At 73.8% G+C, this 24,699-nt stretch carries 21 protein-coding genes; 7 read left to right on the forward strand and 14 right to left on the reverse strand.

The genetic code is table 11. From position 1 onward, the window contains the following. Positions 1 to 56: 56 nt before the first annotated feature. The 3 genes from ACFV4G_RS31180 to metH all read right to left on the reverse strand — a co-directional run bounded on the left by ACFV4G_RS31180 (position 57) and on the right by metH (position 6,311). Positions 57 to 1,667: an ABC transporter substrate-binding protein gene (locus ACFV4G_RS31180; protein ID WP_380445468.1), complete on the reverse strand. Its 1,611-nt coding sequence runs from the start codon at positions 1,665 to 1,667 to the stop codon at positions 57 to 59. Between the two features lie 289 nt (positions 1,668 to 1,956). Beyond that, positions 1,957 to 2,661: an HAD family hydrolase gene (locus ACFV4G_RS31185; RefSeq protein ID WP_380445469.1), complete on the reverse strand. Its 705-nt coding sequence runs from the start codon at positions 2,659 to 2,661 to the stop codon at positions 1,957 to 1,959. A 137-nt stretch (positions 2,662 to 2,798) separates the two neighbouring features. Next, positions 2,799 to 6,311 carry a methionine synthase gene (gene metH, locus ACFV4G_RS31190; RefSeq protein ID WP_380445470.1) on the reverse strand — a complete coding sequence of 1,171 codons (3,513 nt, stop codon included), beginning with the start codon at positions 6,309 to 6,311 and terminating at the stop codon, positions 2,799 to 2,801. Between the two features lie 191 nt (positions 6,312 to 6,502). On the opposite strand from metH, the gene ACFV4G_RS31195 reads away from it, so the two are divergent. After that, the gene (locus ACFV4G_RS31195; protein WP_380445471.1) at positions 6,503 to 7,498 is read left to right on the forward strand and encodes a hypothetical protein; all 996 of its coding nucleotides are present in this window, start codon (positions 6,503 to 6,505) and stop codon (positions 7,496 to 7,498) included. 13 nt (positions 7,499 to 7,511) lie between these two features. Here ACFV4G_RS31195 and ACFV4G_RS31200 read toward each other — a convergent pair whose 3' ends face one another. Continuing rightward, positions 7,512 to 8,027 carry an SRPBCC domain-containing protein gene (locus ACFV4G_RS31200; protein WP_380445472.1) on the reverse strand — a complete coding sequence of 172 codons (516 nt, stop codon included), beginning with the start codon at positions 8,025 to 8,027 and terminating at the stop codon, positions 7,512 to 7,514. 160 nt (positions 8,028 to 8,187) lie between these two features. On the opposite strand from ACFV4G_RS31200, the gene ACFV4G_RS31205 reads away from it, so the two are divergent. Together ACFV4G_RS31205 and ACFV4G_RS31210 are read left to right on the forward strand one after the other, a co-directional pair. After that, on the forward strand, positions 8,188 to 8,985 hold the full coding sequence (locus ACFV4G_RS31205) for an SGNH/GDSL hydrolase family protein (protein WP_380445473.1): 798 nt from the start codon (positions 8,188 to 8,190) through the stop codon (positions 8,983 to 8,985). Between the two features lie 157 nt (positions 8,986 to 9,142). Then, positions 9,143 to 10,099 (forward strand): PAC2 family protein, encoded by a 957-nt coding sequence (locus tag ACFV4G_RS31210; RefSeq protein ID WP_380445474.1) that lies wholly within the window; start codon positions 9,143 to 9,145, stop codon positions 10,097 to 10,099. 81 nt (positions 10,100 to 10,180) lie between these two features. Here ACFV4G_RS31210 and mshC read toward each other — a convergent pair whose 3' ends face one another. From mshC to ACFV4G_RS31240, 6 genes are all read right to left on the reverse strand, one after another. Further along, positions 10,181 to 11,410 (reverse strand): cysteine--1-D-myo-inosityl 2-amino-2-deoxy-alpha-D-glucopyranoside ligase, encoded by a 1,230-nt coding sequence (mshC, locus tag ACFV4G_RS31215; protein WP_380445475.1) that lies wholly within the window; start codon positions 11,408 to 11,410, stop codon positions 10,181 to 10,183. A gap of 407 nt (positions 11,411 to 11,817) precedes the next feature. After that, on the reverse strand, positions 11,818 to 12,666 hold the full coding sequence (locus tag ACFV4G_RS31220; RefSeq protein ID WP_380445476.1) for a carbohydrate-binding protein: 849 nt from the start codon (positions 12,664 to 12,666) through the stop codon (positions 11,818 to 11,820). 132 nt (positions 12,667 to 12,798) lie between these two features. Continuing rightward, positions 12,799 to 13,728 (reverse strand): AraC family transcriptional regulator, encoded by a 930-nt coding sequence (locus ACFV4G_RS31225; protein WP_380445477.1) that lies wholly within the window; start codon positions 13,726 to 13,728, stop codon positions 12,799 to 12,801. Between the two features lie 63 nt (positions 13,729 to 13,791). Continuing rightward, positions 13,792 to 14,577, reverse strand: coding sequence for an SCO1664 family protein (locus ACFV4G_RS31230; RefSeq protein WP_380445494.1), 786 nt, complete (start codon positions 14,575 to 14,577; stop codon positions 13,792 to 13,794). A gap of 56 nt (positions 14,578 to 14,633) precedes the next feature. Continuing rightward, positions 14,634 to 15,200 (reverse strand): DUF3090 domain-containing protein, encoded by a 567-nt coding sequence (locus ACFV4G_RS31235; RefSeq protein ID WP_380445478.1) that lies wholly within the window; start codon positions 15,198 to 15,200, stop codon positions 14,634 to 14,636. 144 nt (positions 15,201 to 15,344) lie between these two features. Next, positions 15,345 to 16,037, reverse strand: coding sequence for a histidine phosphatase family protein (locus tag ACFV4G_RS31240; protein ID WP_380445479.1), 693 nt, complete (start codon positions 16,035 to 16,037; stop codon positions 15,345 to 15,347). Positions 16,038 to 16,133: 96 nt separating this feature from the next. Here ACFV4G_RS31240 and ACFV4G_RS31245 point away from each other — a divergent pair, with 96 nt between their 5' ends. Then, complete coding sequence (locus tag ACFV4G_RS31245; RefSeq protein WP_380445480.1) at positions 16,134 to 17,114, forward strand: magnesium and cobalt transport protein CorA; 981 nt, start codon at positions 16,134 to 16,136, stop codon at positions 17,112 to 17,114. A gap of 25 nt (positions 17,115 to 17,139) precedes the next feature. Here ACFV4G_RS31245 and ACFV4G_RS31250 read toward each other — a convergent pair whose 3' ends face one another. Then, positions 17,140 to 18,186 (reverse strand): LLM class F420-dependent oxidoreductase, encoded by a 1,047-nt coding sequence (locus ACFV4G_RS31250; RefSeq protein ID WP_380445481.1) that lies wholly within the window; start codon positions 18,184 to 18,186, stop codon positions 17,140 to 17,142. Between the two features lie 250 nt (positions 18,187 to 18,436). Here ACFV4G_RS31250 and ACFV4G_RS31255 point away from each other — a divergent pair, with 250 nt between their 5' ends. Then, positions 18,437 to 19,417: an aldo/keto reductase gene (locus ACFV4G_RS31255; RefSeq protein ID WP_380445482.1), complete on the forward strand. Its 981-nt coding sequence runs from the start codon at positions 18,437 to 18,439 to the stop codon at positions 19,415 to 19,417. 46 nt (positions 19,418 to 19,463) lie between these two features. After that, positions 19,464 to 21,671 carry a helix-hairpin-helix domain-containing protein gene (locus tag ACFV4G_RS31260; protein ID WP_380445483.1) on the forward strand — a complete coding sequence of 736 codons (2,208 nt, stop codon included), beginning with the start codon at positions 19,464 to 19,466 and terminating at the stop codon, positions 21,669 to 21,671. A gap of 88 nt (positions 21,672 to 21,759) precedes the next feature. On the opposite strand, the gene ACFV4G_RS31265 is transcribed toward ACFV4G_RS31260, so the two are convergent. After that, the gene (locus ACFV4G_RS31265; RefSeq protein WP_359972352.1) at positions 21,760 to 22,365 is read right to left on the reverse strand and encodes a hypothetical protein; all 606 of its coding nucleotides are present in this window, start codon (positions 22,363 to 22,365) and stop codon (positions 21,760 to 21,762) included. Between the two features lie 385 nt (positions 22,366 to 22,750). On the opposite strand from ACFV4G_RS31265, the gene ACFV4G_RS31270 reads away from it, so the two are divergent. Beyond that, the gene (locus tag ACFV4G_RS31270; protein WP_359972350.1) at positions 22,751 to 22,960 is read left to right on the forward strand and encodes a DUF5703 family protein; all 210 of its coding nucleotides are present in this window, start codon (positions 22,751 to 22,753) and stop codon (positions 22,958 to 22,960) included. A 225-nt stretch (positions 22,961 to 23,185) separates the two neighbouring features. On the opposite strand, the gene ACFV4G_RS31275 is transcribed toward ACFV4G_RS31270, so the two are convergent. Beyond that, entirely contained in the window at positions 23,186 to 24,037 is an 852-nt protein-coding gene (locus ACFV4G_RS31275; protein WP_380445484.1) for a chaplin family protein, read from the reverse strand. A gap of 335 nt (positions 24,038 to 24,372) precedes the next feature. Further along, positions 24,373 to 24,615 (reverse strand): chaplin, encoded by a 243-nt coding sequence (locus ACFV4G_RS31280; protein WP_380445485.1) that lies wholly within the window; start codon positions 24,613 to 24,615, stop codon positions 24,373 to 24,375. Between the last annotated feature and the right edge of the window lie 84 nt (positions 24,616 to 24,699).

The following is a 24,699-nucleotide window of genomic DNA, read 5'->3' on the forward strand; positions in this document are numbered from 1 at the left end:
CCCGCCCCGCCCCCCCCCCCCCGGGGGGGAAGCGGACGGGCCGTCGCCGTCGGGCGCTACTTGCTGCTGCGGCCGATCTCGCCGAAGCGGAAGACGCCGGTGGTGTCGACGGTGGACTCGACCCCGGTGATGTACGAGCGGGCCGCGTAGAACGCCTTGTCCTGGAACAGCGGGACGAGCGGAGCGTTGTCGGCGACGATCGACTGGATCTGGTTGTAGTTGCCGGCCGCCGCGCCGCGGTCGGTCATCTTGAGGCCGTCCGGCACCAGCTTCTGGCTGATCCGCGGGTCGTCCCAGCCGTCGTGGTAGACGCCGCCGTCGACGACCAGCGGGCTGATGTAGTTGTCGGCGTCCGGGTAGTCGGCGAACCAGCCGAGGATGTAGGCCTGGTACTTGCCGTCGGCGAAACCGGCCTTGTACTTGTCCCAGTCGGCCTCCTGCTGGACCGTCACCTGGAACAGGCCGCCGGTCTCCAGCTGCTTCTTCACCGTGTCGGCCTCGGCCGCGCCGGCCCGCGAGCGGGACCACGTGAGGGTGATCTTGACGGGCAGCTGCACCTTGGCGTCGGTGAGGAACTTCTTGGCCTTGCTGACGTCCTGGTCGCCGTACTTGTCGAAGAAGACGGTGTTGTGGCCGGTGACGCCGGCCGGGACCATCGAGTACAGCGGCTGGACGGTGCGGGCGAAGACGTCGCGGGCGAGCGCCTTGCGGTCGAGCAGCGCGGCGGCGGCCTGGCGGACGGCGACGTTGCCGACGACCGCGTCCTTGGTGTTGAAGACCAGCGAGCGGGTGTTGTTGCTGTCGCCCTCGACGACCTGGAGGTCGCCCTTGCCGCCCTGCTGGTCGGAGCGGATCTGGGCGGCGGTGTTCGGGTCCAGGCTGTCGTCGGTGAGGTCGACGTCGCCCTTGTCGAGCGCGGCCTTCAGGTCGGCGGCCTGGTCGTAGTAGCGGACGGTGAACTTGCTGTTCCGCAGCTTGACGTCGCCGTTGTACTTGTCGTTGGCCGACAGCGCGACCTTGCCGATGCTCTTGCCGCCGCCGCCCAGGGCCTCGACCGAGTCGAGCTTGTACGGGCCGGAGCCGACCAGCTTGTCGTTGGGCAGCAGCGAGTCGGCCGGGTACACCTGGTGGTCGACGATCGCGCCGACCGGGCTGGCGAGCTTGGCCGGGAGGGTCGCGTCGGGCGCGGTGAGCTGGAAGACCACCTCGTTGTCGCCCTTGGCCTCGACGGACTTGATCGAGGAGAGCAGCCCGGACGGGCCGTTCTTGTCGTTGATCTTCTTGGTGCGCTCGATCGAGAACACGACGTCGGCGGCGGTCAGCGGGTGGCCGTTGGAGAACTTGAGGCCGGGGCGCAGCACGCAGTGGTACTGGGTGGAGTCGCCGGTGGTGAACTCGCAGGACTGCGCAGCGTCCGGGGAGGGCGAGCTGGAGGCGGCGGGGAAGACCAGCAGCGACTGGAAGGTGTTGCGCAGGATCAGCCAGGAGCCGGAGTCGTAGGACCCGGCCGGGTCCAGCACGCTGGTGAGCTGGGCGGTGCCCATGGTGACCGAGCTGCTGCCGCCGCCGCCCTTGACCGCGTCGGTGACGGATCCGCAGCCGGCCACCGTCACGGCGACCAGGCCGGCGCAGCCGAGTACTGCCAGGCGTTCAGCGGAAGTCTTCACGGGGCGCGTCCTTCTGGGGTGCGCGTCGTGCGACCGGCGCCGGGACCGGGGGTACCCGTCGGCGGCGGTGGCAGGGCTGCGAGGGCGGGAACGAACTGGAGTAGCGTGCCATATCGAACACGCACGACCGATACCCGCGTGGATGACGTTTGGGACACGGTGATCCGGGGCAGCCCGGCTCCCTCGACGAGTTGTCGGCCAATGCCCGTTTTCTCCCCCGATGACCACCGGATCGGGCCACCCGGGACCCCTTACCGGTCGGTAGGCCGTCGGGGCAATGAGACCACAATCACACGCGCGAGGCGACCAGCGAGCGCAGCAGTTCGAGGTCGACCTGCTCCAGCGAGGACAGCACCAGCCGCCCGGGGGCCGACTCGATCCGCGCGACCGAGGGCACCGCGATCACCGGGCAGCCGGCCGCCTCGGCCGCCTTCACCCCGGTCGGCGCGTCCTCGACCACCACGCAGCGGGCCGGTTCCGCGCCCAGCCGGCGGGCCGCCTCCAGGTACGGGTCCGGGTGCGGCTTGGTGCGCGGCACCTCGTCCCCGGCGACGGTGAAGGCGAAGTGCTCGGCGCCCAGCGAGCGCAGCACGATGTCGATGACGTGCCGGTGCGAGGCCGACACCAGGGCGGCCGGGATCCCGTGCGCGGCAAGGGTATTGAGGAGCCGCTCGGCGCCCGGCATGAGCGGCACGCCGCCGCCCAGCAGGTCGACGAAGCGCTGGTTGATGAGCACCGTCAGGTCGGCGGGGGAGAGGTCGACGCCGGTCCTGGCGAGCAGGTAGTCGATCACCCGGCTCATCGGGCCGCCCACCACCTGGGCGCGGTCCGCCTCGTCCAGCGCGTAGCCGAGCTCGGCGAACAGCGAGGCCTCGGCCTGCCACCAGAAGTCCTCGGTGTCGACCAGCGTCCCGTCCATGTCCAGCAGCACCGCCTGCAGCCCGCGGTCGTCCCCGTGGTCGAGCGCCGCGACGGCGGTGGAGATGCTGGTCATGGTGATCCTTCCGAGTGCCCCGCAGGTGCTCCGGGGATGGCACGGGCCGGCCCGCTGGTGAGCGGACCGGCCCGTTCAGGATCATCAAGGATACGCCCGGTTCGCCGGAAAAGAGCGAACGCGCGGGGGCGTCCTGGTTACCGGGCGTTGAAGTACTTCGCCTCCGGGTGGTGGATCACGATCGCGTCCGTGGACTGCTCCGGGTGGAGCTGGAACTCCTCGGAGAGCACCACACCGATCCGCTCGGGCTTCAGCAGCTCGGCGATCTTGGCGCGGTCCTCCAGCTCCGGGCAGGCGCCGTAGCCGAGCGAGAAGCGGGCACCGCGGTACTTGAGCGCGAACATGTCCTTGACGTCCTGCGGGTCCTCGCCGGAGAAGCCGAGCTCGTAGCGGACCCGGGCGTGCCAGAACTCGGCCAGCGCCTCGGCCAGCTGCACCGAGAGGCCGTGCAGCTCCAGGTAGTCGCGGTAGGAGTTCCCGGCGAACAGCTCGTTGGCCGCCTCCGAGATCCGGTTGCCCATGGTGACCACCTGCAGGCCGACGACGTCCCGCACGCCGGACTCCTCCGGGCGGAAGAAGTCGGCCAGGCAGAGCCGGCGCCCGCGCCGCTGGCGGGGGAAGGTGAAGCGGGTGCGCTCGGTGCCGTCCTCGTGGAAGACGATCAGGTCGTCGCCCTTGGAGTTGGCCGGGTAGTAGCCGTAGACCACGGCCGCCTCCAGCCAGCCCTCGGTCTGCAGCCGGTCCAGCCAGGCGCGCAGCCGCGGGCGGCCCTCGGTCTCCACCAGCTCCTCGTACGACGGCCCCTCGCCGGAGCGCGCCGCCTTCAGGCCCCACTGGCCCTTGAACAGCGCGTCCTCGTCCAGCCAGGACGCGTAGTCGGCGAACGGGATGCCCTTGACGATGCGGTCGCCCCAGAACGGCGGGACGGGCACGGCGTTGTCGACGGCGACGTCGGAGCGGATCTGGCCGAGGTTGACCTCCGGCTCCGGCTCCTCCACCTCGACCCGGGCGTGCCGGCGCTGCTTGAGCTCGGGCAGCACCGCGCCGGGCACGCCGCGCTTGACGGCGATCAGCGCGTCCATCAGCCGCAGGCCCTCGAACGCGTCGCGGGCGTACCGGACTTCGCCCTCGTAGATCTCGTGGAGGTCCTGCTCGACGTACGCCCGGGTGAGCGCGGCGCCGCCGAGGATCACCGGGTAGTCGGCCGCCAGCTTGCGCTGGTTGAGCTCCTCCAGGTTCTCCTTCATGATCACGGTCGACTTGACCAGCAGCCCGGACATCCCGATGACGTCGGCCCGGTGCTCCTGCGCGGCGTCCAGGATCGCCGAAACCGGCTGCTTGATGCCGAGGTTGACGACGTTGTAGCCGTTGTTGGACAGGATGATGTCGACCAGGTTCTTGCCGATGTCGTGGACGTCGCCCTTGACGGTGGCCAGCACGATCGTGCCCTTGCCCTCCGAGTCGGACTTCTCCATGTGCGGCTCCAGGTGCGCCACCGCGGTCTTCATGACCTCGGCGGACTGGAGCACGAACGGCAGCTGCATCTGTCCCGAGCCGAACAGCTCGCCGACCACCTTCATGCCGGACAGCAGGGTCTCGTTGATGATCTCCAGCGCGGGCCGCGCGGTGAGCGCCTCGTCCAGGTCGGCCTCCAGGCCGCCCCGCTCCCCGTCGATGATCCGGCGCTGGAGCCGCTCGTCCAGCGGGAGCGCGGCCAGCTCCTCCGCCTTGGACGCCTTCACCGAGGCCGAGGAGACGCCCTCGAACAGCTCCAGCAGGCGCTGCAGCGGGTCGTAGCCGTCCCGGCGGCGGTCGTAGACCAGGTCGAGGGCGGCCTCGCGCTGGTCCTCGGGGATCCGGGAGATCGGCAGGATCTTCGACGCGTGGACGATCGCCGAGTCCAGGCCGGCCTCGACGCACTCGTGCAGGAAGACCGAGTTGAGGACGACGCGGGCGGCCGGGTTGAGGCCGAAGGAGATGTTGGACAGGCCGAGGGTGGTCTGCACGTCCGGGCGGCGGCGCTTGAGCTCGCGGATCGCCCCGATCGTCTCGATGCCGTCCCGCCGGGACTCCTCCTGCCCGGTGGCCAGGGTAAAGGTGAGGCAGTCGACCAGGATCGAGCCCTCGTCGATGCCGTAGTCCGCGGTGAGCTCGGCGATCAGCCGCTCGGCGATCTCGACCTTCTTGTCCGCAGTGCGGGCCTGGCCCTCCTCGTCGATGGTCAGCGCGATCAGGCCGGCGCCGTGCTCGCGGGCCAGCGAGGCGATCCTGCCGAAGCGCGAGTCGGGGGCGTTGCCGTCCTCGTAGTTGACCGAGTTGAGCACCGCGCGGCCGCCGAGCGCCTCCAGGCCGGCCTGCAGCACGGGCGGCTCGGTGGAGTCCAGGACGATCGGCAGGGTCGAGGCGGTCGCCAGGCGGCCGGCGATCTCCTTCATGTCGGCGACGCCGTCGCGGCCGACGTAGTCGACGCACAGGTCCAGCAGGTGGGAGCCGTCCCGGATCTGGTCGCGGGCGATCTCCACGCAGGCCTGCCAGTCGCCGGCCAGCATCGACTCGCGGAACTTCTTCGAGCCGTTGGCGTTGGTGCGCTCGCCGATCGCGAGGTACGAGGTGTCCTGGCGGAACGGCACCGCCTGGTACAGCGACGCCGCCGACGGGTCCGGCTGCGGCGTGCGCGGGGCGATCGCGCGGCCCTGGACGCGCTCGACCACCGCGCGCAGGTGCTCCGGCGTCGTGCCGCAGCAGCCGCCGACCAGCGACAGCCCGTACTCGCGGGTGAACACGTCGTGCGCCTCGGCCAGTTCGGCCGGGGACAGCGGGTAGTGGGCGCCGTCCTTGCCGAGCACCGGCAGGCCCGCGTTCGGCATGCAGGACAGGCCGATCCGGGCGTTCTTGGCCAGGTAGCGCAGGTGCTCGCTCATCTCGGCCGGGCCGGTGGCGCAGTTGAGGCCGATGTAGTCGACGCCGAGCGGCTCCAGCGCGGCGAGCGCGGCGCCGATCTCCGAGCCGAGCAGCATCGTGCCGGTGGTCTCCACCGTCACCTGCACCAGCACCGGGAGGTCCAGGCCGGCCGCGGCGAGGGCGCGCTTGGAGCCGAGGATCGCGGCCTTGGTCTGCAGGAGGTCCTGGCTGGTCTCGACCAGCAGGGCGTCGGCGCCGCCGGCGATCAGGCCGGCCGCGTTCTCCTGGAAGCCGTCGCGCAGGGCCTCGTACGGGGCGTGGCCGAGGGTGGGCAGCTTGGTGCCGGGCCCGATCGAGCCGAGCACCCAGCGGGTGCGGCCGTCGGCGGCGGTGTGCGCGTCGGCGACCTCGCGGGCGATCCGGGCGCCGGCCTCGGACAGCTCGAAGATGCGCTCGGGGATGTCGTACTCGCCGAGCGCGGCGAAGTTGGCACCGAAGGTGTTGGTCTCCACGCAGTCCACGCCCACCGCGAAGTAGGCCTCGTGGACGGACCGGACGATGTCGGGGCGGGTGAGGTTCAGGACCTCGTTGCAGCCCTCCAGGTCCTGGAAGTCCTCCATGGTCGGGTCCTGGGCCTGGAGCATGGTGCCCATCGCCCCGTCGGCGACCACCACCCGGGTGGCGAGGGCCTCGCGCAACGCGTTCGCGCGGCTCTGCTGAGTGATGGACGGTTCGGCTGCAGTGGCCATGGGGCTTCTCCCTGGTGCGACGGCTGTCGGCTTTGCGCTCCCGCTTGGTCGGGCGCGCACGTGGCCAGGGTATCCGTCCCACGGCCCGGCGCGACTGTGCATTTCGTATCCTGAACGCTCGGCCGCAAGGGGGGAGCAATCGGTTGGGGCGCGCACGCACGTCCGCGGGACGGATGGGCCGGGCACTGACGGTGCCGTTCAGCGCATTCGGGGCCCGCTGGCGGGGCTGGTCGTGGTGGCGCAGGGCGCTGGTCGCGCTCGCCGTGGCCGCGGCCGTTCCGGTGGCCACGATCGGGGGACTGCTCGTCGCGCTGCGCCTGCACGACGTCGGCCGGCTCTCGCCCGACGCCCGCACCCGCGGCCGGGACGCCGTCTGGCTCGGCCACGCCTGGGTGGACGGCCGCAAGACCGACGCCGACGTCGCGGCGCTCGCCCGGCAGCTCGACGGCACCGGCATCCGCGACCTGTACGTCCACCCGCGCGCGCAGTGGTTCGTCGAGGCGGTGCACCGGGAACTGCCGAAGATCCGGGTGCAGGGCTGGCTGGGTGACGAGGTCAAGCCCGAGAAGGACGCCCTCGACCTGGAGGACGCGGCCACCCGGGACCGGGTCACCGCCTCCGCCCGGCAGGTGCTGGACCTCGGCTTCGACGGGGTGCACTTCGACATGGAGCCGATCCGCCCCGGCTCGGCCGGCTGGCTCGCCCTCCTCGACCAGGTCCGGGCGGTGACCGCCGGGCGCGGCGCCAAGCTCTCCGTCGCCGCCCCGCAGATCGACCCCCTGCCCGGCCTGCACACCGCGGGGATCGCCCTCAGCGGGCACGGCAAGTGGTGGGACCAGGCCTACTTCACCGCGACCGCCCGCCGGGTCGACCAGATCGCGGTGATGACGTACGACACCAGCATGCAGACCGAGCCGCTGTTCGGCGGCTACGTCGCCCTGCAGACCGAACTGGCCCTGGAGGCCACGCCGAAGGACGTCGACCTGCTGATGGGCCTGCCGTTCTACTGGGACGACACCTGGGCGCACCGGGGCGGCGCCGAGACGGTCGACGCGGCCGTGCGCGGCGTCCGGCTGGGCCTCGCCCGCGAGGACCTGCACCGCCCGGCCTTCGGCGTCGCGCTGTACGTGGACTTCGCGGCGACGCCCGAGGACTGGGCGCAGTACCGGCGGGGCTGGGTCGGGTAGCTGCGCCCCGGGCTCAGGCCATGCGATGGGCGAGGGCGCCGAGGTAGCGGTGGACGGTCACGTCCTCGCCGGTCACGTAGTGGGAGACCGCGCGGTACAGCGGCTTGCGGACCTCGCCGCGCTCGGTGACGGTCAGCAGGCAGCCCCGGCCCGCCGGCGTCAGGACGTACGTCCAGGTGCCGCCGTACGGCAGGTCCGGGTCGGCGATGCCGGTCACCAGGCGGTGCGGGGCCTCGCTGGCGACCACCTCGTACGTGGTGTGCCCGTGCCGGTCGTACTCGCGCCAGCGCTCCCGGCCGCCGGCCGCCGCGGGCAGCCGCTCGACGTGGGTCAGGTCGGGGCGCCAGGCGGGGTAGAGGTCGATGTCGGTCAGCACGTCCCAGACCGCGCCGGGCGGCTGGGAGAGTTCCAGTCCGCCCTCGGTGACGTGCTCCACCGGGAGCCGGCGACCCGCGCGGTCCGCCGCCACCACCGCGGTGCCGGCGGCCACCGCCGCCACGCCCGCGCCGATCCACAGCCATCGGTTCATCGGTCCGGCTCCTCACGCCCGCCGCCCGGCCCCGTTGTCCATCATCGCGCCGCCCCGCCCGGCGGGCACGCCACGACGCCGGGTAGTCGATCGACTACGATCCGTGCCCGATGGGCCGAGGCGGACCGCGCCCGGCCCGCCCGGACCCCGGAGAACCGCCGTGCCGCTCCCCCGCCCGGTCGCCGCCCTGGCCGCCGTCCCCCTGCTCTGCGCCGCCCTCGCCGCCCCGGCCGCGGCCGACCCGGCCCCCAGGTACGCCGCGCTCGGCGACTCCTACGCGGCCGGGGTCGCGGCCGGCTCCTACGACCCCGCCAGCGGTGACTGCCACCGCAGCGGCCGCGGCTACCCCGCCCTGTGGGCCGCGGCGCACGGCGCCGCCCTCACCGACGCCGCGTGCAGCGCCGCCGGGGCCGACGACGTCCGCCGCGACCAGCTGCCGAAGGTCGCCGCGGACACCACCGTGGTCACCCTCACCGTGGGCGGCAACGACCTCGGCTTCACCTCGGCGGCCGTCGACTGCCTCCAGCCGCTCACCACCGACGCCCGCTGCGAGCGCACCCTCGACACCGCCGCGCACCACCTGGACGACGACCTGCCCGGCCGCCTCGACGCGCTCTACTCGGCGGTGCGCGCCGCCGCCCCGGCCGCCCGGGTCGTCGTCACCGGCTACCCCCGGCTGCTCCAGACCGGCACCACCTGCCTGCTCGCCACCGAGTCCAGGCGGCAGCGGTTCAACGCCCTCACCGACCGCCTGGACGAGCTGATCCGCCGTCAGTCCGAGGCCCACGGGTTCGCCTTCGCGGACGTCCGGCCGGCCTTCGACGGGCACGGCACGTGCGGCGGCGGCAAGGAGGAGTGGATCAACGGCATCGTGGTCTCCCACCTGTGGGAGTCCTTCCACCCCACCGCCGACGGCCAGGCCCGCGGCTACCTGCCCACCGTCGCCGCGCTCCTGTGACCGGACCTGCGGATAACCGCTGGATCATGGCGGCCCGGTCCCCCAGACTGTCCCGGTGCCCCGGCCGTGACGCGCATCAAAGCCCGTAGGCTGGGCAGGTAGGGACCGTGGAGCGAGGAGTTCCATGGGCGATGAGGAGTTCGGAGGGAGACGCCGGGTGATCGAGCTGGAAGATGTCCCCGAGTTGATCGACCCGGTGATGGTCTGCGCCTTCGAAGGCTGGAACGACGCGGGCGACGCCGCCTCCGCGGCCCTGGCGCACCTGGACGAGACCTGGGGCGGCAAGGTGTTCGCGGCCCTGGACGCGGAGGACTACTACGACTTCCAGGTCAACCGTCCCACGGTCTGGATGGACGGCGGCATCCGCCGGATCACCTGGCCCACCACCCGGCTCTCGGTGATCCGGGTGACGGAGCCCAAGACCCGGGACGTCGTCCTGGTGCGCGGCATCGAGCCGAGCATGCGCTGGCGCTCGTTCTGCAACGAGCTGCTGGGCTTCGCGCACGAGCTGGGCGTCGAGCTGGTGGTGATCCTGGGCGCGCTGCTCGGCGACACCCCGCACAGCCGCCCGGTGCCGGTCAGCGCCGTCACCTCCGACCCCGATCTGGCCCGTCGGCTGGACCTGGAGGAGAGCCGGTACGAGGGGCCGACCGGGATCGTCGGGGTGCTGCAGGAGGCCTGCACGCACGCCGGGGTGCCGGCCGTGACGCTGTGGGCGGCGGTGCCGCACTACGTCGCGCAGCCGCCCAACCCCAAGGCGACCCTGGCCCTGATCAACAAGCTGGAGGACCTGCTCGACCTGCGGATCCCGCCGGGCGAGCTCGGCGAGGACGCCCGGGCCTGGCAGCTGGGCGTCGACCAGCTGGCCGCCGAGGACAGCGAGGTGGCCGAGTACGTCCAGCAGCTGGAGGAGGCGCAGGACACCGCGGAGCTGCCGGAGGCCTCCGGCGACGCGATCGCCCGCGAGTTCGAGCGCTACCTGCGCCGCCGGGAGAACGTCGGTCCGACCGGCGAGAAGCCGGTGGCCGGGCACGCCACCGCGGAGCGGCCGGCCGAGCCGGAGGCGCCCGGGACCACCCGGGAGGCGCCGGAGGGCTCCGCGGACGACGAGTAGGACGGAACGGCCGAAGGGGCGTCAGGACGATCGGTCCTGGCGCCCCTTCGGCGTATGACGGTCCTACAGGACCCGACGGTGCTACAGCGCGACGCCGAGCAGGGCGTCGACGGTACGGGTGACCAGGCCGGGGGCGCCGATGTCGGTGCCGCCGTCGGTCTCCTGGAGCACCGCCCAGCGGTCGACGGCGGCCAGCGCGGCCGGCGCGTCGAGGTCGTCCGCGAGCGCGGCGCGGACCTCGGCGAGCAGCGCCTCGGCGGCCGGGCCGTCCGGCCGGGAGACCGCCGCGCGCCAGCGGGCGAGGCGCTCGACGGCCTCGTCCAGAACGGCCTTGGTCCACTCCCAGTCCTCGCGGTAGTGGTGCGAGAGCAGGGCCAGGCGGATCGCCGCCGGGTCGACGCCCTCGCGGCGCAGCGCCGAGACGAAGACCAGGTTGCCCCGGGACTTGGACATCTTCTTGCCGTCCAGCGCGACCATGCCGGCGTGCACGTACGCCTTCGCGTACGGGTGGGCGCCGGTGGCGACCTGGGCGTGCGAGGCGCCCATCTCGTGGTGCGGGAAGGACAGGTCGCTGCCGCCGCCCTGGACGTCGAAGGACATGCCGAGGTACTGCAGCGCGATCGCGACGCACTCGATGTGCCAGCCGGGGCGGCCGTGGCCGAGCTCGGTGTCCCAGGCGGGCTCGCCGGGGCGGGCGGCCAGCCAGAGCAGCGCGTCGAGCGGGTTGCGCTTGCCGGGGCGGTCCGGGTCGCCGCCGCGCTCGGCGAAGACCGGGCGCATGGCCTCGCGGGTCAGGCCGGAGACCTCGCCGAAGTGCGGGTCGGAGTCGACCGAGAAGTAGATGTCGCCGTCGACCTCGTAGGCGGCGCCACTGGCCAGCAGCTTCTGGACGATCGGCACGATCCACGGGATGGACTCGACGGCGCCGATGTAGTGGGCCGGCGGGAGCAGCCGCAGCGCGGTCATGTCCTCGCGGAACAGCGCCGTCTCGCGCTCGGCCAGGGCCGTCCAGTCCTGCCCGGTGGCGACGGCGCGCTCCAGCAGCGGGTCGTCGACGTCGGTGACGTTCTGGATGTACAGGACGTCGTGACCGGCGTCCTTCCACACCCGCTGCACCAGGTCGAAGGCGTTGTAGGTGGCGGCGTGGCCCATGTGGGTCGCGTCGTAGGGGGTGATGCCGCAGACGTAGATCCGGGCGGTGCCGTCCTGCGGCACGACCTCGCGGACCGTGCCCGCTGCAGTGTCGAAGATGTGGAGGGGGAGCCCCTGACCAGGCAGGGCGGGAACCTCGGAGGCGGGCCAGGCATGCATGGGAACGACTTTAACCTTGCGAACATTTGAAAGCCTAACCAATGCACGAGAATGCACAAGATCGACTGGATTCGCTTGGTGCCGTGGCCTGAGCACTCCTTGACCGGTGCGGTCCGGATTCCGGCGGTTTCCGTGTGCGACGGTCCGCCCACGCACCGACGACCGCGCGGCTGAGCGCCCGGCCGGCCCGCGGCCGGAGCCGGCGGGGCCTGTCTTCACACCCCCGTCGTCCGCCCGGAGGGCGGGCCGGGCGGCGTCTGGGTGCGTGCATCGCAAGGCGGAGGAGGGAGGCGATGCGGTGGGGGCACCTCCCGGCCGCCAGGCTGGGGGACATCGGGCGACCGACGACAACGCGGCGAGGCGCGTGCCCAGACGCCGCCCGGCAGGCGGGGGTGTGAAGACAGGCCCTAGGACCGCTGCCAGAGGGCCGGTACGTTCGGCGGCTCCCAGCCGGCCATGGCGGTGTGCGCCTGGAGGCAGACGTAGGAGGCGCCGGAGTAGGTGACGCGGTCGCCCGCGGCGTAGGTCCGGCCCGGGGACCAGCTGCCGCCGGGCGGCGGGGTGGGCGTGCCGGTCGGGGTCCCGGTGGGGGTCGGCGTCGGGGTCGGCGTCGGGCTCGGGCTGCCGGGGGTCTGCGGGACGTCCAGGACGAAGTCGTACGAGCCCTCCTCGCCGGGGCCGGACTGGCGGACGTTCATCAGCAGCCGGGCGTCGAAGATGGTGTCGGTGTTGTTGCGGGGCTCGCCGGGGAAGTAGAGCTGGGTGGTGAGCACCGGCCGGCCGGGGGCCTGGAGCTTGACGTGCAGGTGCCGGGTGCGGCCGGGGTAGAGGCCGGGGACGATCGTGGTGAGCCGGAACGCGCCCTGGGCGTCGGTGAACTGGTGGCCGCGGAAGGTGTAGCCGGCGTTGTCGTAGGCGCCGCCGTCGTCGGCCTGCCAGAAGTCCAGCAGCACGCCTGAGATCGGCAGGCAGGCCCGGCCGAAGACGTAGCCGCTGACGGTCAGCGGGGTGCCGGGCCCGTCCGCGGACAGGTCGGCGCGCAGCGGGGAGTCGGGTTTGAAGTAGGGGCCCTCGGTCTGCTCGATGGTGGGCTCGTCGCCGTCGTGGCAGGCCGGGGTGGGGGTCAGGGCGCGGCCGCTGCCGGCCTGTTCGCGGGCGAGCGCGACGCCGCCGCCGAACAGCAGCGGGGCGGCGCCGAGCGCCGCGGCGGCCTTCAGGACGGTCTTGCGGCTGATCCTGCCGTCGGGGGTGGGCATGTGCCTGCTCCTTCGGGGGGCACGGATGACGGAAGCGGGGGGGTGGCCCTTGTCGTGGTGGGGGCATGACAAGGGCCGGACCGGTCGGCCGCCCGCGCGCGCCGGCGCGGCCACCGGTGGCCACCGGCAAACCTACGGGCCGTCCGGGCGCGCCGCGATGGACGCGATCCTGGGATCGTGGTGATTTCCGCCGACCCCGGTCCGGAACTCCCCCGGCGTCATACCGGTCTCCCGCCGGAAGAAGCGGCAGAAGTAGGCTGGATCGGCGAACCCTGCCTCTTGGGCCACCTGACGGACCGTCAAAGTCGTGCAGGCGAGCAGGCGTTTGGCCTCCAGGGTCTGCTGGCGGCGGATCAGCCCGCCCGGTGTGCGGCCGGTGGCCTGTTTGACGAGCGTCTGCAAGTGGCCCGGGGACACCCCGAGTTCCTGCGCACTGGAGGCCACCGAGTGCCGCACCCCGCCAGGCCGGGCGATCAACCGGGTGAAGGCGGCGGCCAGTTCACCCGGGCGGCCCGAGATCGCCCCCGGCTCGCCCGGGGAGGCGGCGCGCAGGGCGCGGACGATGAGGATGTGCAGACTGGCCTGCAGCACACCCTGGAATCCGGGCGGCGTGGTCAGGAACTCGTGCTCCATGTCGGCGAGCAGAGCGCCCACCGGGTCTGCCTGGTCGCCGAGGTCGAGGCCCGGCCGGGTGGCCAGGGCGCGCAGGGCGGCGAGGTCGCGCGGCCGGCCGAGCAGGAAGTCCTCGTTGAACAGGACGACCCGGCCCGCGAGTTCGTCCGCGTCCGCCCAGTAGTGCACCTGGCCGGGCGCGATCACGCACAACTGCGGTGGTGCCAGCGGCCGGTGGACCAGGTCCAGGACGTGCGCGCCGCGCCCGCCGGTGACGTGCACGATCTCGTAGAAGGAGTGCCGGTGGGGGAAGCCGGCCCGGGAGAGCGGGCCGATCGTGTCGAACGTGCCGATGGCGAACGGGAGCAGGTGCGGCAGCGGGACCTGGAGACGGTGCAGCGGCAGGTCCGGCGTGGCACGGGGAGTGGGGGTGGTCCGTCGTGCGTCCATCGGAGCAGTGTGCTCCGGCCCGCCTGACAGGTCCATACCACCGATTCAGCCGAAGGACACGCCCTAGACCGGCGGCCAGGGGATCGCGGGCCAGTCCTCGGACGGCAGCGGGTGCAGCCCCGTCCCGCGCAGCCCGTCCACCCGGGCGCGCGTCGCGGCCAGTTCGGCGGCCGTCAGGTGCGGGGCCAGGCGCGCACCGAGCTCGCCGTCCAGCTCCCCGGCCAGCCGGGCCAGCATCTCCAGCGCCTCGGCCGACAGCGGATCCCCGGCCCAGCCCCACAGCAGCGTGCGCAGCTTGCCCTCGGTGTTGAAGGTGACGCCGTGGTCGATGCCGTAGACCCGGCCGTCGGCCGCCGGGATCAGGTGACCGCCCTTGCGGTCGGCGTTGTTGAGGACCGCGTCCAGCACCGCGAGCCGGCGCAGCCGGTCGTCGTCGTGGTGGACCAGCAGCGCGGTGCGCCCGCCGCCGACCTCCGCCCGGACGATCGGCAGCCAGCCCGGCTCCGGGCCGGACGGGTCCTGGAGGGCCAGCAGCGGGTCGGCCTCCGGATCCGGTTCGACCCACAGCTGCACCATGCCGGGCCCGTGCGGTCCGTCGCGCAGCACCGTCGGCGGGACCAGCGCCCAGCCGGTGGCGGCGGACAGCTCGTACGCGGCGACCTCGCGGCCCGCGAGCGTGCCGTCCGGGAAGTCCCACAGCGGGCGCTCGCCGGCCACCGGCTTGTAGACCGCCTGAGCACTCAGCGAGCCGAGCGCGACGGTGCAGTAGAGGGCCGCATTGGAGGCCTCGGTGAGGCGGCCGTGCACCGTCAGCCCGCCCTCGCGCAACAGCGCCAGGGCGGTGGGCACGTCGGCGGCGAGGGCCGCGGCCGCGGCCGGGTCCGCCTGGGGCGGGGTCTCGGTGTTCAGCGCCGGTAGCCGTTCGCGCGCGGGCACAGGTGGCCCTCCGGGTCGAGCGGCAGGTTGCAGAACGGGCAGGGCTTGCGGCCGGCCGCGACGAGGTCCAGCGCGCGCTTGGCGAACACCCGGGCCATCGCACCGGACAGCCGCACGCGCAGCATGTCCGGGCCGTCGTCGTCGTCCTCGAACACCGCCTCGGCGGCCTCCTCGTCCTCCTCCTCGACCAGCGCCTGCGCCTCGACCACGAGGCAGCCGTCCACGCTGTCCCAGGCCAGGGCCATCGTGCCGACCCGGAACTCCTGCTCCAGCGGCAGGTCCAGCGGCGCGGTGTCGAGCAGGTCCTGCGGGGCGGCGGCCGGGATGGCGGGATCCCCGCCGCTGCGCCGCAGCGCCTCGTCCAGGACCTCCTCGATCCGCTCGGCGAGCGCGGCGACCTGGGTCTTCTCCAGCAGCACGCTGGTGATCCGGCCCCGCGCGCTGGCCTGCAGGTAGAACGCCCGGGCGCCGGGCTGGCCGACGGTGCCGGCCACGAACCGTTCGGGCTGGTCGTAGAAGAAGACCTGACGGGGCACGCTCTCGCTCCGGATCGTGTCGCTCTGATGCGGATCCGCCGGGGGGATCGCGCGGGATCGTTGGACTCGTTAGTCACCCTACGACCTCCGGGCCCCGCCGGGGGAGCCGAGCCGGAGGCCAGGGCCGGGATGGCACCCGGTGGGTCAGGCGGTGCCGCCGACCACGGCGTCACCGGCCGGCGCGGCCGGCGCCGCGCCGTGCCGGGGCGCGAGCGAGGCCAGGTCACCGGTGTCGCCCATTCTCAGCACGAAGGGGCGCTGCGGCGTGTAGCGGATCACGGTGACCGAGCACGGCTCGACGCTGATCCGCTGGAAGTGGTCCAGGTGCAGGCCGAGCGCGTCGGCGACGACCGCCTTGATGACGTCACCGTGCGAACAGGCCAGCCAGACCGCGTCGTCGCCGTGCTCGGCGGCGATCTTCCCGTTCCACTCACGCACCGCGTCCACCGTGCGGTGGCTCAGCTCGCGCAGCGACTCACCGCCGGGGAACGCCGCGGCGGCGGCGTGGTCCTGGACGGTGCGCCACAGCGGCTCCTTGGCCAGCTCGGCCAGCGGGCGACCGGTCCACTCGCCGTAGTGGCACTCGCCGAGCCGCTCGTCGACGGCGGGACCGCCCAGTTCGGGCCGGGCGGCGAGCAGCGGCTCCAGGGTCTGCCGGCAGCGCTCCAGCGGGCTGCTGACGACCTGCGCCAGCGGGATGCCGGCGAGCCGGTCCGCGAGCGCGGCGGCCTGCGCGCGCCCGGTGTCGTCGAGGTCCACCCCGGGCGTCCAACCGGCCAGGATCCCGGCGGTGTTCGCGGTGGAGCGGCCGTGGCGGACGAGCAGCAGGGTCGGCATGGGGCCTAGCCTACGGCCTCCGCGCGGGGGCGCGGGCGGCGGGCGGCTCTCCGTAGCGGGCTCGGTCCGGGGCGGGCCGGGGCCCCCGGGCCACACATGATCGTCCACTGCGCCATCTACCGCGACGGCCGTCTGGTCGAGGAGCTGCCCGGCCCGGCGGGCACCCGCGGAGCCGCCGCGGCCGCCGGGCCCGGCGGCTTCGTCTGGATAGGCCTCTTCGAGCCGACCGCCGAGGAACTCGGCCGGGTCAGCGCGGAGTTCGGGCTGCACCCGCTGGCCGTCGAGGACGCCGCGAGCGCCCACCAGCGGCCCAAGGTCGAGGCCTACCAGGGCTCGCTGTTCGTCGTGCTCAAGTCCCTCGGCTACCACCCGGACACCCGCGAGGTGACCACCGGCGAGGTGATGGTCTTCGTCGGCGCCGACTTCGTGCTGACCGTCCGGCACGGCGGGGACAGCCCGCCCGGCGGCCTGCGGCAGGCGCTGGAGCACCGGCCCGACCTCGTCACGTACGGCCCGAGTTCGGTGCTGCACTCCGTCTGCGACACCGTCGTCGACAGCTACGTGGACGTCGCCGCCGCGCTCCAGAACGACCTGGACGAGCTGGAGGCGGAGATCTTCGCCCCCGGCCGCACCGGCAGCGACGCGGCCGGGCGGATCTACGGCGCCAAGCGGCAGGTGATGACCGTCCGCCGGGCCACCGGTCCGCTGCTGGAGCCGATGTCGCGCCTGGAGCGCGGCGCCGCCTTCGTGCGCCCCGAGGCGGCGCCCTACCTGCGGGACGTCGCCGACCACCTGGCCCGGGTGAACGACCAGGTCGACGGCATGGACCGGCTGCTGTCCGACATCCTCGCCGCCAACCTGGCGCAGGTCAGCGTGCAGCAGAACGACGACATGCGGAAGATCTCCGCCTGGGCGGCGCTCGCCGCGGTGCCGACGATGATCGCCGGCGTCTACGGCATGAACTTCGACGACATGCCCGAACTGCACCAGCCCTGGGGGTACCCGGCGGTCCTCGGGCTGATGGCGGTCGTCTGCGTGGTGCTGCACCGGGTGTTCAAGTGGCACAACTGGCTGTAGGACCCGCTTGGCGCCAGGACACGTCCTAGGCGAGGCCGGCGCGCTCCAGGGCCTCGACTCCCGTGCGCAGCGCCTGGATCCGCTCGTCGAGGCCGAAGCCGCCGGGGGCCAGGGTGAGCGTGGTGACGCCCGCCTCGGCGTAGGCCTGCATGCGGTCGGCGATGCGGGCGGTGTCGCCGATCAGCGCGGTGGCGTCGATCAGGTCGTGCGGGACGGCCGCGGCGGCGCCCGCGTAGTCCTTGGCCAGGTACTTCTCCTGGACCTCGTCGGCGGCCTGCTCGTAACCCATGCGCCGGGCGAGCTGGTTGTAGAAGTTCTTCTCCTTGCTGCCCATGCCGCCGATGTACAGCGCCGCGTAGGAGCGCAGCGAGTCGACGCCGGCCTTGATGTCCTCGCCGACCACGATGTTCACCGTCGGGCAGAGGTCGAAGCCGTCGAGCGTCAGCCCGCTCTTCTCGCGGCCGGCCCGCAGCGCGTCGAGGGAGAGCCCGGCGTGCTCGGGCGAGAAGAAGATGCCGAGCCAGCCGTCGGCGATCTCGCCGGTCAGCTCCAGGTTCTTCGGGCCGATCGCGGCGATGTACAGCGGGATGTGCTCGCGCACCGGGTGGACGGTCAGCTTGATCGGCTTGCCCGGGCCGCCGGGCAGCGGCAGCGTCCAGTGCTGCCCCTCGTGCACCAGGCGCTCGCGGGACATCGCCTTGCGGATGATCTCCACGTACTCCCGGGTGCGGGCGAGCGGCTTGTCGAACTTCACGCCGTACCAGCCCTCGGAGACCTGCGGGCCCGAGACGCCGAGGCCGAGCCGGAACCGGCCGCCGGACAGCGTGTCCAGGGTCGCGGCGGTCATCGCGGTCATGGCCGGGGTGCGGGCCGGGATCTGGAAGATGGCCGAACCGACGTCGATCCGCTCGGTCCTCGCCGCGACGAAGCTGAGCACGGTCGCCGCGTCCGAGCCGTACGCCTCGGCCGCCCAGCACACCGAGTAGCCCAGCCGGTCCGCCTCCTGGGCCACGGCGATGTTGTCGGCGTCCATGCCGAGTCCCCAGTAGCCGAGGTTGATGCCGAGTCGCATGTGCCGAACCTTCCAGTCGGGTGGGCTTGGTGGTGAGGGTAACCGGGTGCCCCGCGGTGATGCTACTGGTCGGTAGCGGCGGATCCGGCCACCGCGCCGCAGGCCGCCCGTCGTTGATCGTCCTGCGGGTCTGCGCACCTGTCCGTGCACCGGCCGCTACGCTCAGCCGACGTGGGGAGTCCCGTTCCCACCTGCGCGTTCACAGGGCCATCGGGGGCGCCCCGGGCCCGCCGAGTGGAGGGCCCGTCGGATGGAACATCGTCACCTCGGCCGTACCGGCCTTCAGGTCTCCCGGCTCGGCCTCGGCACCATGACCTGGGGCCGCGACACCGACGAGCACGAGGCCGGCGAGCAGCTCAAGGAGTTCGTCGACGCCGGCGGCAACCTGGTCGACACCGCCGACGTGTACGCCGACGGCGGCGCCGAGTACCTCCTCTCCCGCCTCACCGACAGCCTCGTCCCCCGCTCCGAACTCGTCATCGCCACCAAGGCCGGCAGCGTCCCGGAGTCCCGCCGCCGCTTCGACTGCTCGCGCGGCCACCTCCTCGCCGCCCTCGACGCCTCGCTGCGCCGGCTCGGCACCGACTACGTCGACCTGTGGCAGGTGCACGCGTTCGACCCCGGCACGCCCGCCGAGGAGACGCTCAGCGCCCTCGACATCGCCGTCAACTCCGGGCGCGCCCGGTACGCCGGGGTCTGCGACTACAGCGGCTGGCAGCTCGCCAGGGCCGCCACCTGGCAGAGCGCGCACCACGGACGGACCCCGCTCGCCGGGGCGCAGCTGGAGTACTCGCTCCTCCAGCGCGGCATCGAGCGCGAGGCGCTGCCCGCCGCCCTGGACGCCGGGGTCGGGCTGCTCGCCTCGTCGCCGCTCGGCCGCGGGGTGCTCACCGGCAAGTACCGGCACGGCGTCCCGCAGGACTCGCGCGGCGCCTCGCCCTACCTGACCGGCTTCGTCCAGCCCTACCTCGGGGAGCGCTCGCGGCGGATCGTCGACGCCGTCGCGACCGCCGCGGACGGGCTCGCCAGCAGCCCGCTCGCGGTCGCCCTCGCATGGGTACGGGACCGGCCCGGGGTGGCGAGCGCGCTGGTCGGGGCGCGGACGGCGGCACAGCTGCAGGCGGCGCTGTCGGTGGAGGCGCTTACGCTTCCGGGTGAGATCCGCGGCGCGCTGGACGACATCTCGTCCCCGGTGCACCGCTACCCGGACCAGGGGTGGACCGAGCTCTGACCCCTGTCGAGCAACACACGCAGTGGAGTGACCTTTGGAGCGGACGATGAGTGACACGGAGAACGGCGCTCCGGAGGCCGGCTCGGCGGGTCCGGTGAGTCCGGCGGGTCCGGTGAACCCGGCCGACAAGGCCGCGGCGATCGCCGAGCTGGCGCAGCGGATCCGCAGCGTCGGGCCGCAGGCGGCGGCGCCCGCTTCGGCGGGCGCTCCGGCAGGTGCTCCGGCAGGTGCTCCGGCAGGTGCTCCGGCGGGTGGTTCCGCCGCCGTGCCGCAGCCTGCCGCGGGCTCCGGCCCGGCTGCCCCGTCGGCCGCCGCCGCGTCGTCCGCGCGCGCCGACGGCGGAGAGCAACCGGCCGACGCCCTGCGCGCCGCCGCCGAGGTCCTCACCGCGGGCGGCGCCCCCGCCGAGCTCGCGGCCGCCGCCGTCGCCGAGTTCGGCGACGACGCCGCCGAGCGGCTGCGGGCGGACCCGTGGGCCGTGCTCGGCCTGCCCGGCGTCCGCCCGGAGCACGCGGACCGCTTCGCCCGCGCGCTGCTCGGCCCCGACGCCGAAGCGGGCGACGCCCGGCGCGCCCAGGCCCTCGTGCTGTGGCTGCTGGAACAGGCCGTGCTGCGCGGGCACTCCGCCCTGGAGCTCGCCGAGGTCGCGGCCGGGCTCGAACGCCTCCGCATGCCGGAGCCGGCCGCCGCGATCCAGGCCGCCGTCGAGGACGGGCGGGTGCTGCCCTTCCAGGAGGAGGTGACCGGGCCCGAGGCGCACGGATCGGGCGACGAGGACGACGAGCCGCCGACCCGGACGCTGCTCGCGCTGGAGCGGCTGGCGATGGCGGAGGACAGCCTCGCGGAGGGCCTGCTCCAGCTGATGGCCACGTTCGTGCCGGGCGAGGACCCCGACGATGCCGAGGACGTCGCCGCGGCGCCGGAGGATGAGGGCGGCTCGGAGGACGAGGCTGCCGCTTCCGAGACCGACGGGTCCCATGACGAGGGCGCTCAGGACTCCGCCGCGCCCGCTGAGCCAGCCGAGGCCGCCGAGGCCGCCGCGCCGGCCGAGGCCCCCGCCCACGCCCCCGGCCCGACGGCGTGGGCCGCCGCCGCCGAGGCCGCGCCGTCCTCGTCCGCGACGGCGCTCGTCCGGGCCGTCGCCGACAGCGCCCTCGTCCTGCACACCGGCGGCGACGCCGCCCGTGCCGAACCGGCCGCGCTGCTCACCATCGCCGCCGGCCTCGGGCTGCGCGCCTGGGCCGCCACCTGGACCGACCAGGGCCGCGCCGCCTTCGCCGCCCTCGCCGGGCCCGACGCCCGGGTCGTCACGCTCGCCGAGCTGCTCTCCGGCACCGGCGGCCCCGGCCGCTCGTCCGACGGCACGCTCGCCCTGGACCTCCTGGTCGTCCTCGACGCCCCGCTGCTGGACGTCGAACTCGCCGCCACCGTCCTGGAGTCGCTCGCCGACGGCACCCGGCTGGTGCTCAGCGGCGACCCCGGCCAGCTCTGGTCGGCCGGCCCCGGGCGGTTCTTCGCCGACCTGCTGGCCGCCAAGGTCTGTCCGGCGGTCGCCTCCCGCACCCCGGACTTCGGCCCGATCGGCGAGCTGGTCTCGGGCATCGGCATCGGCGAACTGCAGCCGGTCGAGGCGCCGGACAAGGAGGTGGTCATCCTGACCGCCAGGGACGGCGCCGAGGCGGTCCACCGCGCCGTCCAGCTGCTCACCGACTCGATCCCGCGCGCCCTCGGCATCCCGGCCGAGGAGGTCGTCCTGCTCACCCCCGGCCACGGCGGCCCGGGCGGCACGCGGGCGCTCAACGCCGCCGCCAAGGCCCGGCTCAACCCCGGCCCCGGCCGGTTCGGCGGCTTCGACCCGGGCGACCGGGTGGTCGAGTCGCCCGCTCCGGGCATCACCCGCCCGGCCCGGGTGCTCGACGGCGACGCCGCCGGGCTGCACCTGGAGTACGCGGACGGCACCCGCCGGACGGTTCCGCCCGCGGACGCCGCACGGCTGCGGCACGGCTGGGCGCTCACCGTCCACCAGGCGCTCGGCCGGCGCTGGCCCGGCGCGGTGGTCGTGCTGCCGGAGGACGCCGGCCCGGCGCTGACCCGGCAGTGGGTCTACACCGCCTTCGGGCGCGGCGAGCGCCACCTGTCCGTGGTGCACGCGGCGGGCCCGGCGCTCGCCCAGGCCGTCGCCGAGCGCCCGGCGCAACCGCGCACCACCCGGCTGCGGGCGATCCTCGCGGAGAACGCCGCCGCGGAGTACTGAGGCCCGGCCCGGAGAACGGGGACGGGAACGAAAGAGAGCGGGCGGCTCCCACGCCGTGGGGGCCGCCCGCTCGCACGTCCTGGCCGCGTCAGTCGTCGAGGTCCTCGTCGTCGTAGACCTCGCTCACGTCGAACCGGCAGATGAGCAGCTGCGGGTCGGCGTGGTCGAAGGGCTCCGGCAGCCACTCCCCCGGCTCGGTCGGCTCGGCCGCCGCGACCCAGAGCGTCGAGTCGGCCTCCTCCAGGCCGAACTCCTCGCTGCGGGCCGCGATCTCGTCCGGCTCGTACTCGCCGAACAGCACACCGATCGCGGCGTTCACGCCGCCCTCGCCGCCCCCGCCCGGGGTGAGCGACTCGTCGAGCCGCTCGGCCTGGGCGCGCAGCCGCTTGGGGTCGACGACGTGGTAGTCGCGGCGGATCAGCACGCTGATCGCCTCGGGCTGTTCGGGGCCGTGGTAGCCCCCGGGGCCCTCGTCCCCGGGGACCTCGAAGGGGGTGACCTCGTCGTAGACCTCGTACAGGAGTTGGTCGTAGGCGATGGCCGCCGTCGCGAGCTGCTCGTAGGCGGCGGACACAGCGGGATCATCCGCTGCGCTGGGGCTTGACACCGCTTCCAGATGACGGTCGATGGCGGCCTTGACCGCCTCGGCGGCGGCGCGTACCTCGGCAATGGTGGGCTGCGCGGCATCAGACATGGTGCAGACGCTATCTCCCCGCGGTGTCGGTACGCACAGCGGTTGTCACCTACACCCGCGATTTCACCGCAACTTCCCCCCTGATGTCCGATCTGCTCGCTTTCGTCCCCGCGCGAACCCGGCGCACGAGGAGTGCGGACGGCTCACCTCGGCCGTTCACGGACGGCTTCGCGCGCCGGGATCGGGGTATCCCGTCCACAGGAGCAACGGAACTGATGCACAGTCAGCGGAGGGGGTGGCCGGGCGGCCGTCCAGCGCCCCCCGGGCGGCCCGTCGGCGGCCTCCGGGACCGGGCCGGCCGGCGGGAGGTCGACCGGAAATACCCGGGCCCGCTGTCGGAGCCAGGCCGTAGGCTTGCAGGCAGGCGAACCTCAGGAGGAGCGTTTTGACCCCACCGAAGACGGTCCGGCAGCCGGAGTACGAGTACCAGTCCCTGCGCATGCCGCGCGGCACCTCGCGGAACGCGGCACGCCAACTGCTCACCGAGCACGCCGAGTACGGACACTGGGAGCTCGACCGGCTACGGCTCTTCCCGGACGGGAGCCGGACGGTCCGGCTGCGGCGGCGGATCATCCGGCAGGTCCGCAACTGGTGACGGGCGGGGCGGCCCCGCACCGGACGGCCGGTACGGGGCGGCCGACCACACGGCGCACCGCACCGCTCGGCGCACACCGCTCAGGGCACACCACTCAGCGCACACCGCTCGCGGCACGGCTCAGGACTCGATTCACGGCACGGTTCGCGCCCGGCGTCCACGCGCCCGCGGCCGTCCGGTCCTCCCGGAGGCCGCGGGCGCGCGTCGTTCCGTGCCCGGAGCGCCTCAGCGGGCGCCGGCGCGGGCCCGGCGGTAGAGCACGCCACCGCCGAGCAGCAGCGCGAGGCCGGCCGCGCCGAGCAGCTCGACGTCGCCCGCGCCGGTCGACGCCAGCTGGCTGCCGGTGGCGGCGGCGGCCGTGGTGGCCACGCCGCTCGTGTGGGCCGCGGCCGGGACGGCACCGCTGCCCGGTCCGCCGCTGCCGCCACCGCTGTTGCCGCCCGCGGCCGACCCGACGGCCGGGGTGGAGGCGGCCGGGGCGCCGGGGGTGCTGCCGGTGGACGAGCCGCCGGTGCGGCCGCTGCCCGGCGAAGTCTCACCGCCGCCCTGCGGCGGGGTGGTGGACGGGGCGCCGGACGGCGGGGTGGGAGCGTGGCTCTCGGGGCAGTCGTCGGTCGGCCGGGGAGCCGGCGGCGCGACGTTGCCGCAGGCGTTGCCGAAGGCCGGGTTGCCGACGCCGACGACGTTCACCGAGTTGCCGCAGGCGTTGACCGGGATGTGCACCGGAGCCTGGACGCTGTTGCCGGAGGCCACGCCGGGCGAGTCGGCCGCGGTGCCGGACGCCGAGGCGCCCGAGGCGGAGGAGCCGCGGGTGGCACCGCCGTTGTCGCTCTTGCCGCCGCCCTGACCGCCCCCGCCGCCCTGGTGGCCGCTCGCGTTGGCGCAGTGGTTGCCGTAGGACGGGTTGAGCGCGCCGACCACGTCGACGGTGTTGCCGCAGGCGTTGATCGGCACCTCGACCGGCACCTGCACCGAGTTGCCCGAGGCCACGCCCGGCGAACCCGCGGCACCCCCCTGCGCCTCGGCGCCCGCGTAGGCGTAGCCGGCGGTCGAGGCCAGGACACTGCCCGTGGCCACGGCCGTGAGGATCCCCTTCTTGGCTACATTCCTCATGTATTCCCCTGACGTATGACGTATCCGTATGACGTATCGAAACGACGTGACGACCTTCCGAACGTCCGAAAGTCGGACTTTCCGAATATCCAGATATCCCGCAAGGTCTTCGACTGCACAGGAGTAAACGAGACAGTCACGGCGAGGTTGGGCCGAACGCATCAGCTTCACCCGATCGAGTGGACGCGTCCGTTCGCCGTATCCGGGCGCCCCGACCCGCCGCCACCCTGGCCCGCCTCAGAAACGCAAGAACCCCCGGCGGCGGGGAGTCCCGCCGCCGGGGGCCGAGCTTCTGAGCCTTAGAAGTTGGCGCAGTGGTTGCCGAACGTCGGGTTCAGAACGCCGATCACGCTGACGGTGTTGCCGCAGACGTTGACCGGGACGTGAACCGGGACCTGCACCAGGTTGCCGGAGACCACACCCGGCGAGGCGACCGCAGCACCCTCGGCCGCCGCACCGCCGTGGGCGGACGCGACACCGGCGGCGGCGAGGACCAGCCCACCGGTGGCAGCGGCGACGGCGGCGATCTTCTTGACCTTCATCATTCCTCCTGTTTTGGCATCGCAACCCGTTCGGCGGGCTGCACAGGGATGAACGACGGTGTGGCAAACGGGGTACGGAACAGA

The sequence above is a fragment of the Kitasatospora sp. NPDC059747 genome (genome assembly GCF_042732955.1).
Lineage (GTDB): Bacteria > Actinomycetota > Actinomycetes > Streptomycetales > Streptomycetaceae > Kitasatospora.

Excerpts from the sequence above, each read along its gene's own strand:
- mshC (WP_380445475.1), bottom strand. The coding sequence starts at position 11,410 with ATGCATGCCTGGCCCGCCTCCGAGGTTCCCGCCCTGCCTGGTCAGGGG.
- ACFV4G_RS31185 (WP_380445469.1), bottom strand. The coding sequence starts at position 2,661 with ATGACCAGCATCTCCACCGCCGTCGCGGCGCTCGACCACGGGGACGAC.
- ACFV4G_RS31250 (WP_380445481.1), bottom strand. The coding sequence starts at position 18,186 with ATGCGACTCGGCATCAACCTCGGCTACTGGGGACTCGGCATGGACGCC.
- ACFV4G_RS31280 (WP_380445485.1), bottom strand. The coding sequence starts at position 24,615 with ATGAAGGTCAAGAAGATCGCCGCCGTCGCCGCTGCCACCGGTGGGCTG.
- ACFV4G_RS31220 (WP_380445476.1), bottom strand. The coding sequence starts at position 12,666 with ATGCCCACCCCCGACGGCAGGATCAGCCGCAAGACCGTCCTGAAGGCC.
- ACFV4G_RS31255 (WP_380445482.1), top strand. The coding sequence starts at position 18,437 with ATGGAACATCGTCACCTCGGCCGTACCGGCCTTCAGGTCTCCCGGCTC.
- ACFV4G_RS31225 (WP_380445477.1), bottom strand. The coding sequence starts at position 13,728 with ATGGACGCACGACGGACCACCCCCACTCCCCGTGCCACGCCGGACCTG.
- metH (WP_380445470.1), bottom strand. The coding sequence starts at position 6,311 with ATGGCCACTGCAGCCGAACCGTCCATCACTCAGCAGAGCCGCGCGAAC.
- ACFV4G_RS31200 (WP_380445472.1), bottom strand. The coding sequence starts at position 8,027 with ATGAACCGATGGCTGTGGATCGGCGCGGGCGTGGCGGCGGTGGCCGCC.
- ACFV4G_RS31245 (WP_380445480.1), top strand. The coding sequence starts at position 16,134 with ATGATCGTCCACTGCGCCATCTACCGCGACGGCCGTCTGGTCGAGGAG.
- ACFV4G_RS31240 (WP_380445479.1), bottom strand. The coding sequence starts at position 16,037 with ATGCCGACCCTGCTGCTCGTCCGCCACGGCCGCTCCACCGCGAACACC.
- ACFV4G_RS31260 (WP_380445483.1), top strand. The coding sequence starts at position 19,464 with ATGAGTGACACGGAGAACGGCGCTCCGGAGGCCGGCTCGGCGGGTCCG.
- ACFV4G_RS31265 (WP_359972352.1), bottom strand. The coding sequence starts at position 22,365 with ATGTCTGATGCCGCGCAGCCCACCATTGCCGAGGTACGCGCCGCCGCC.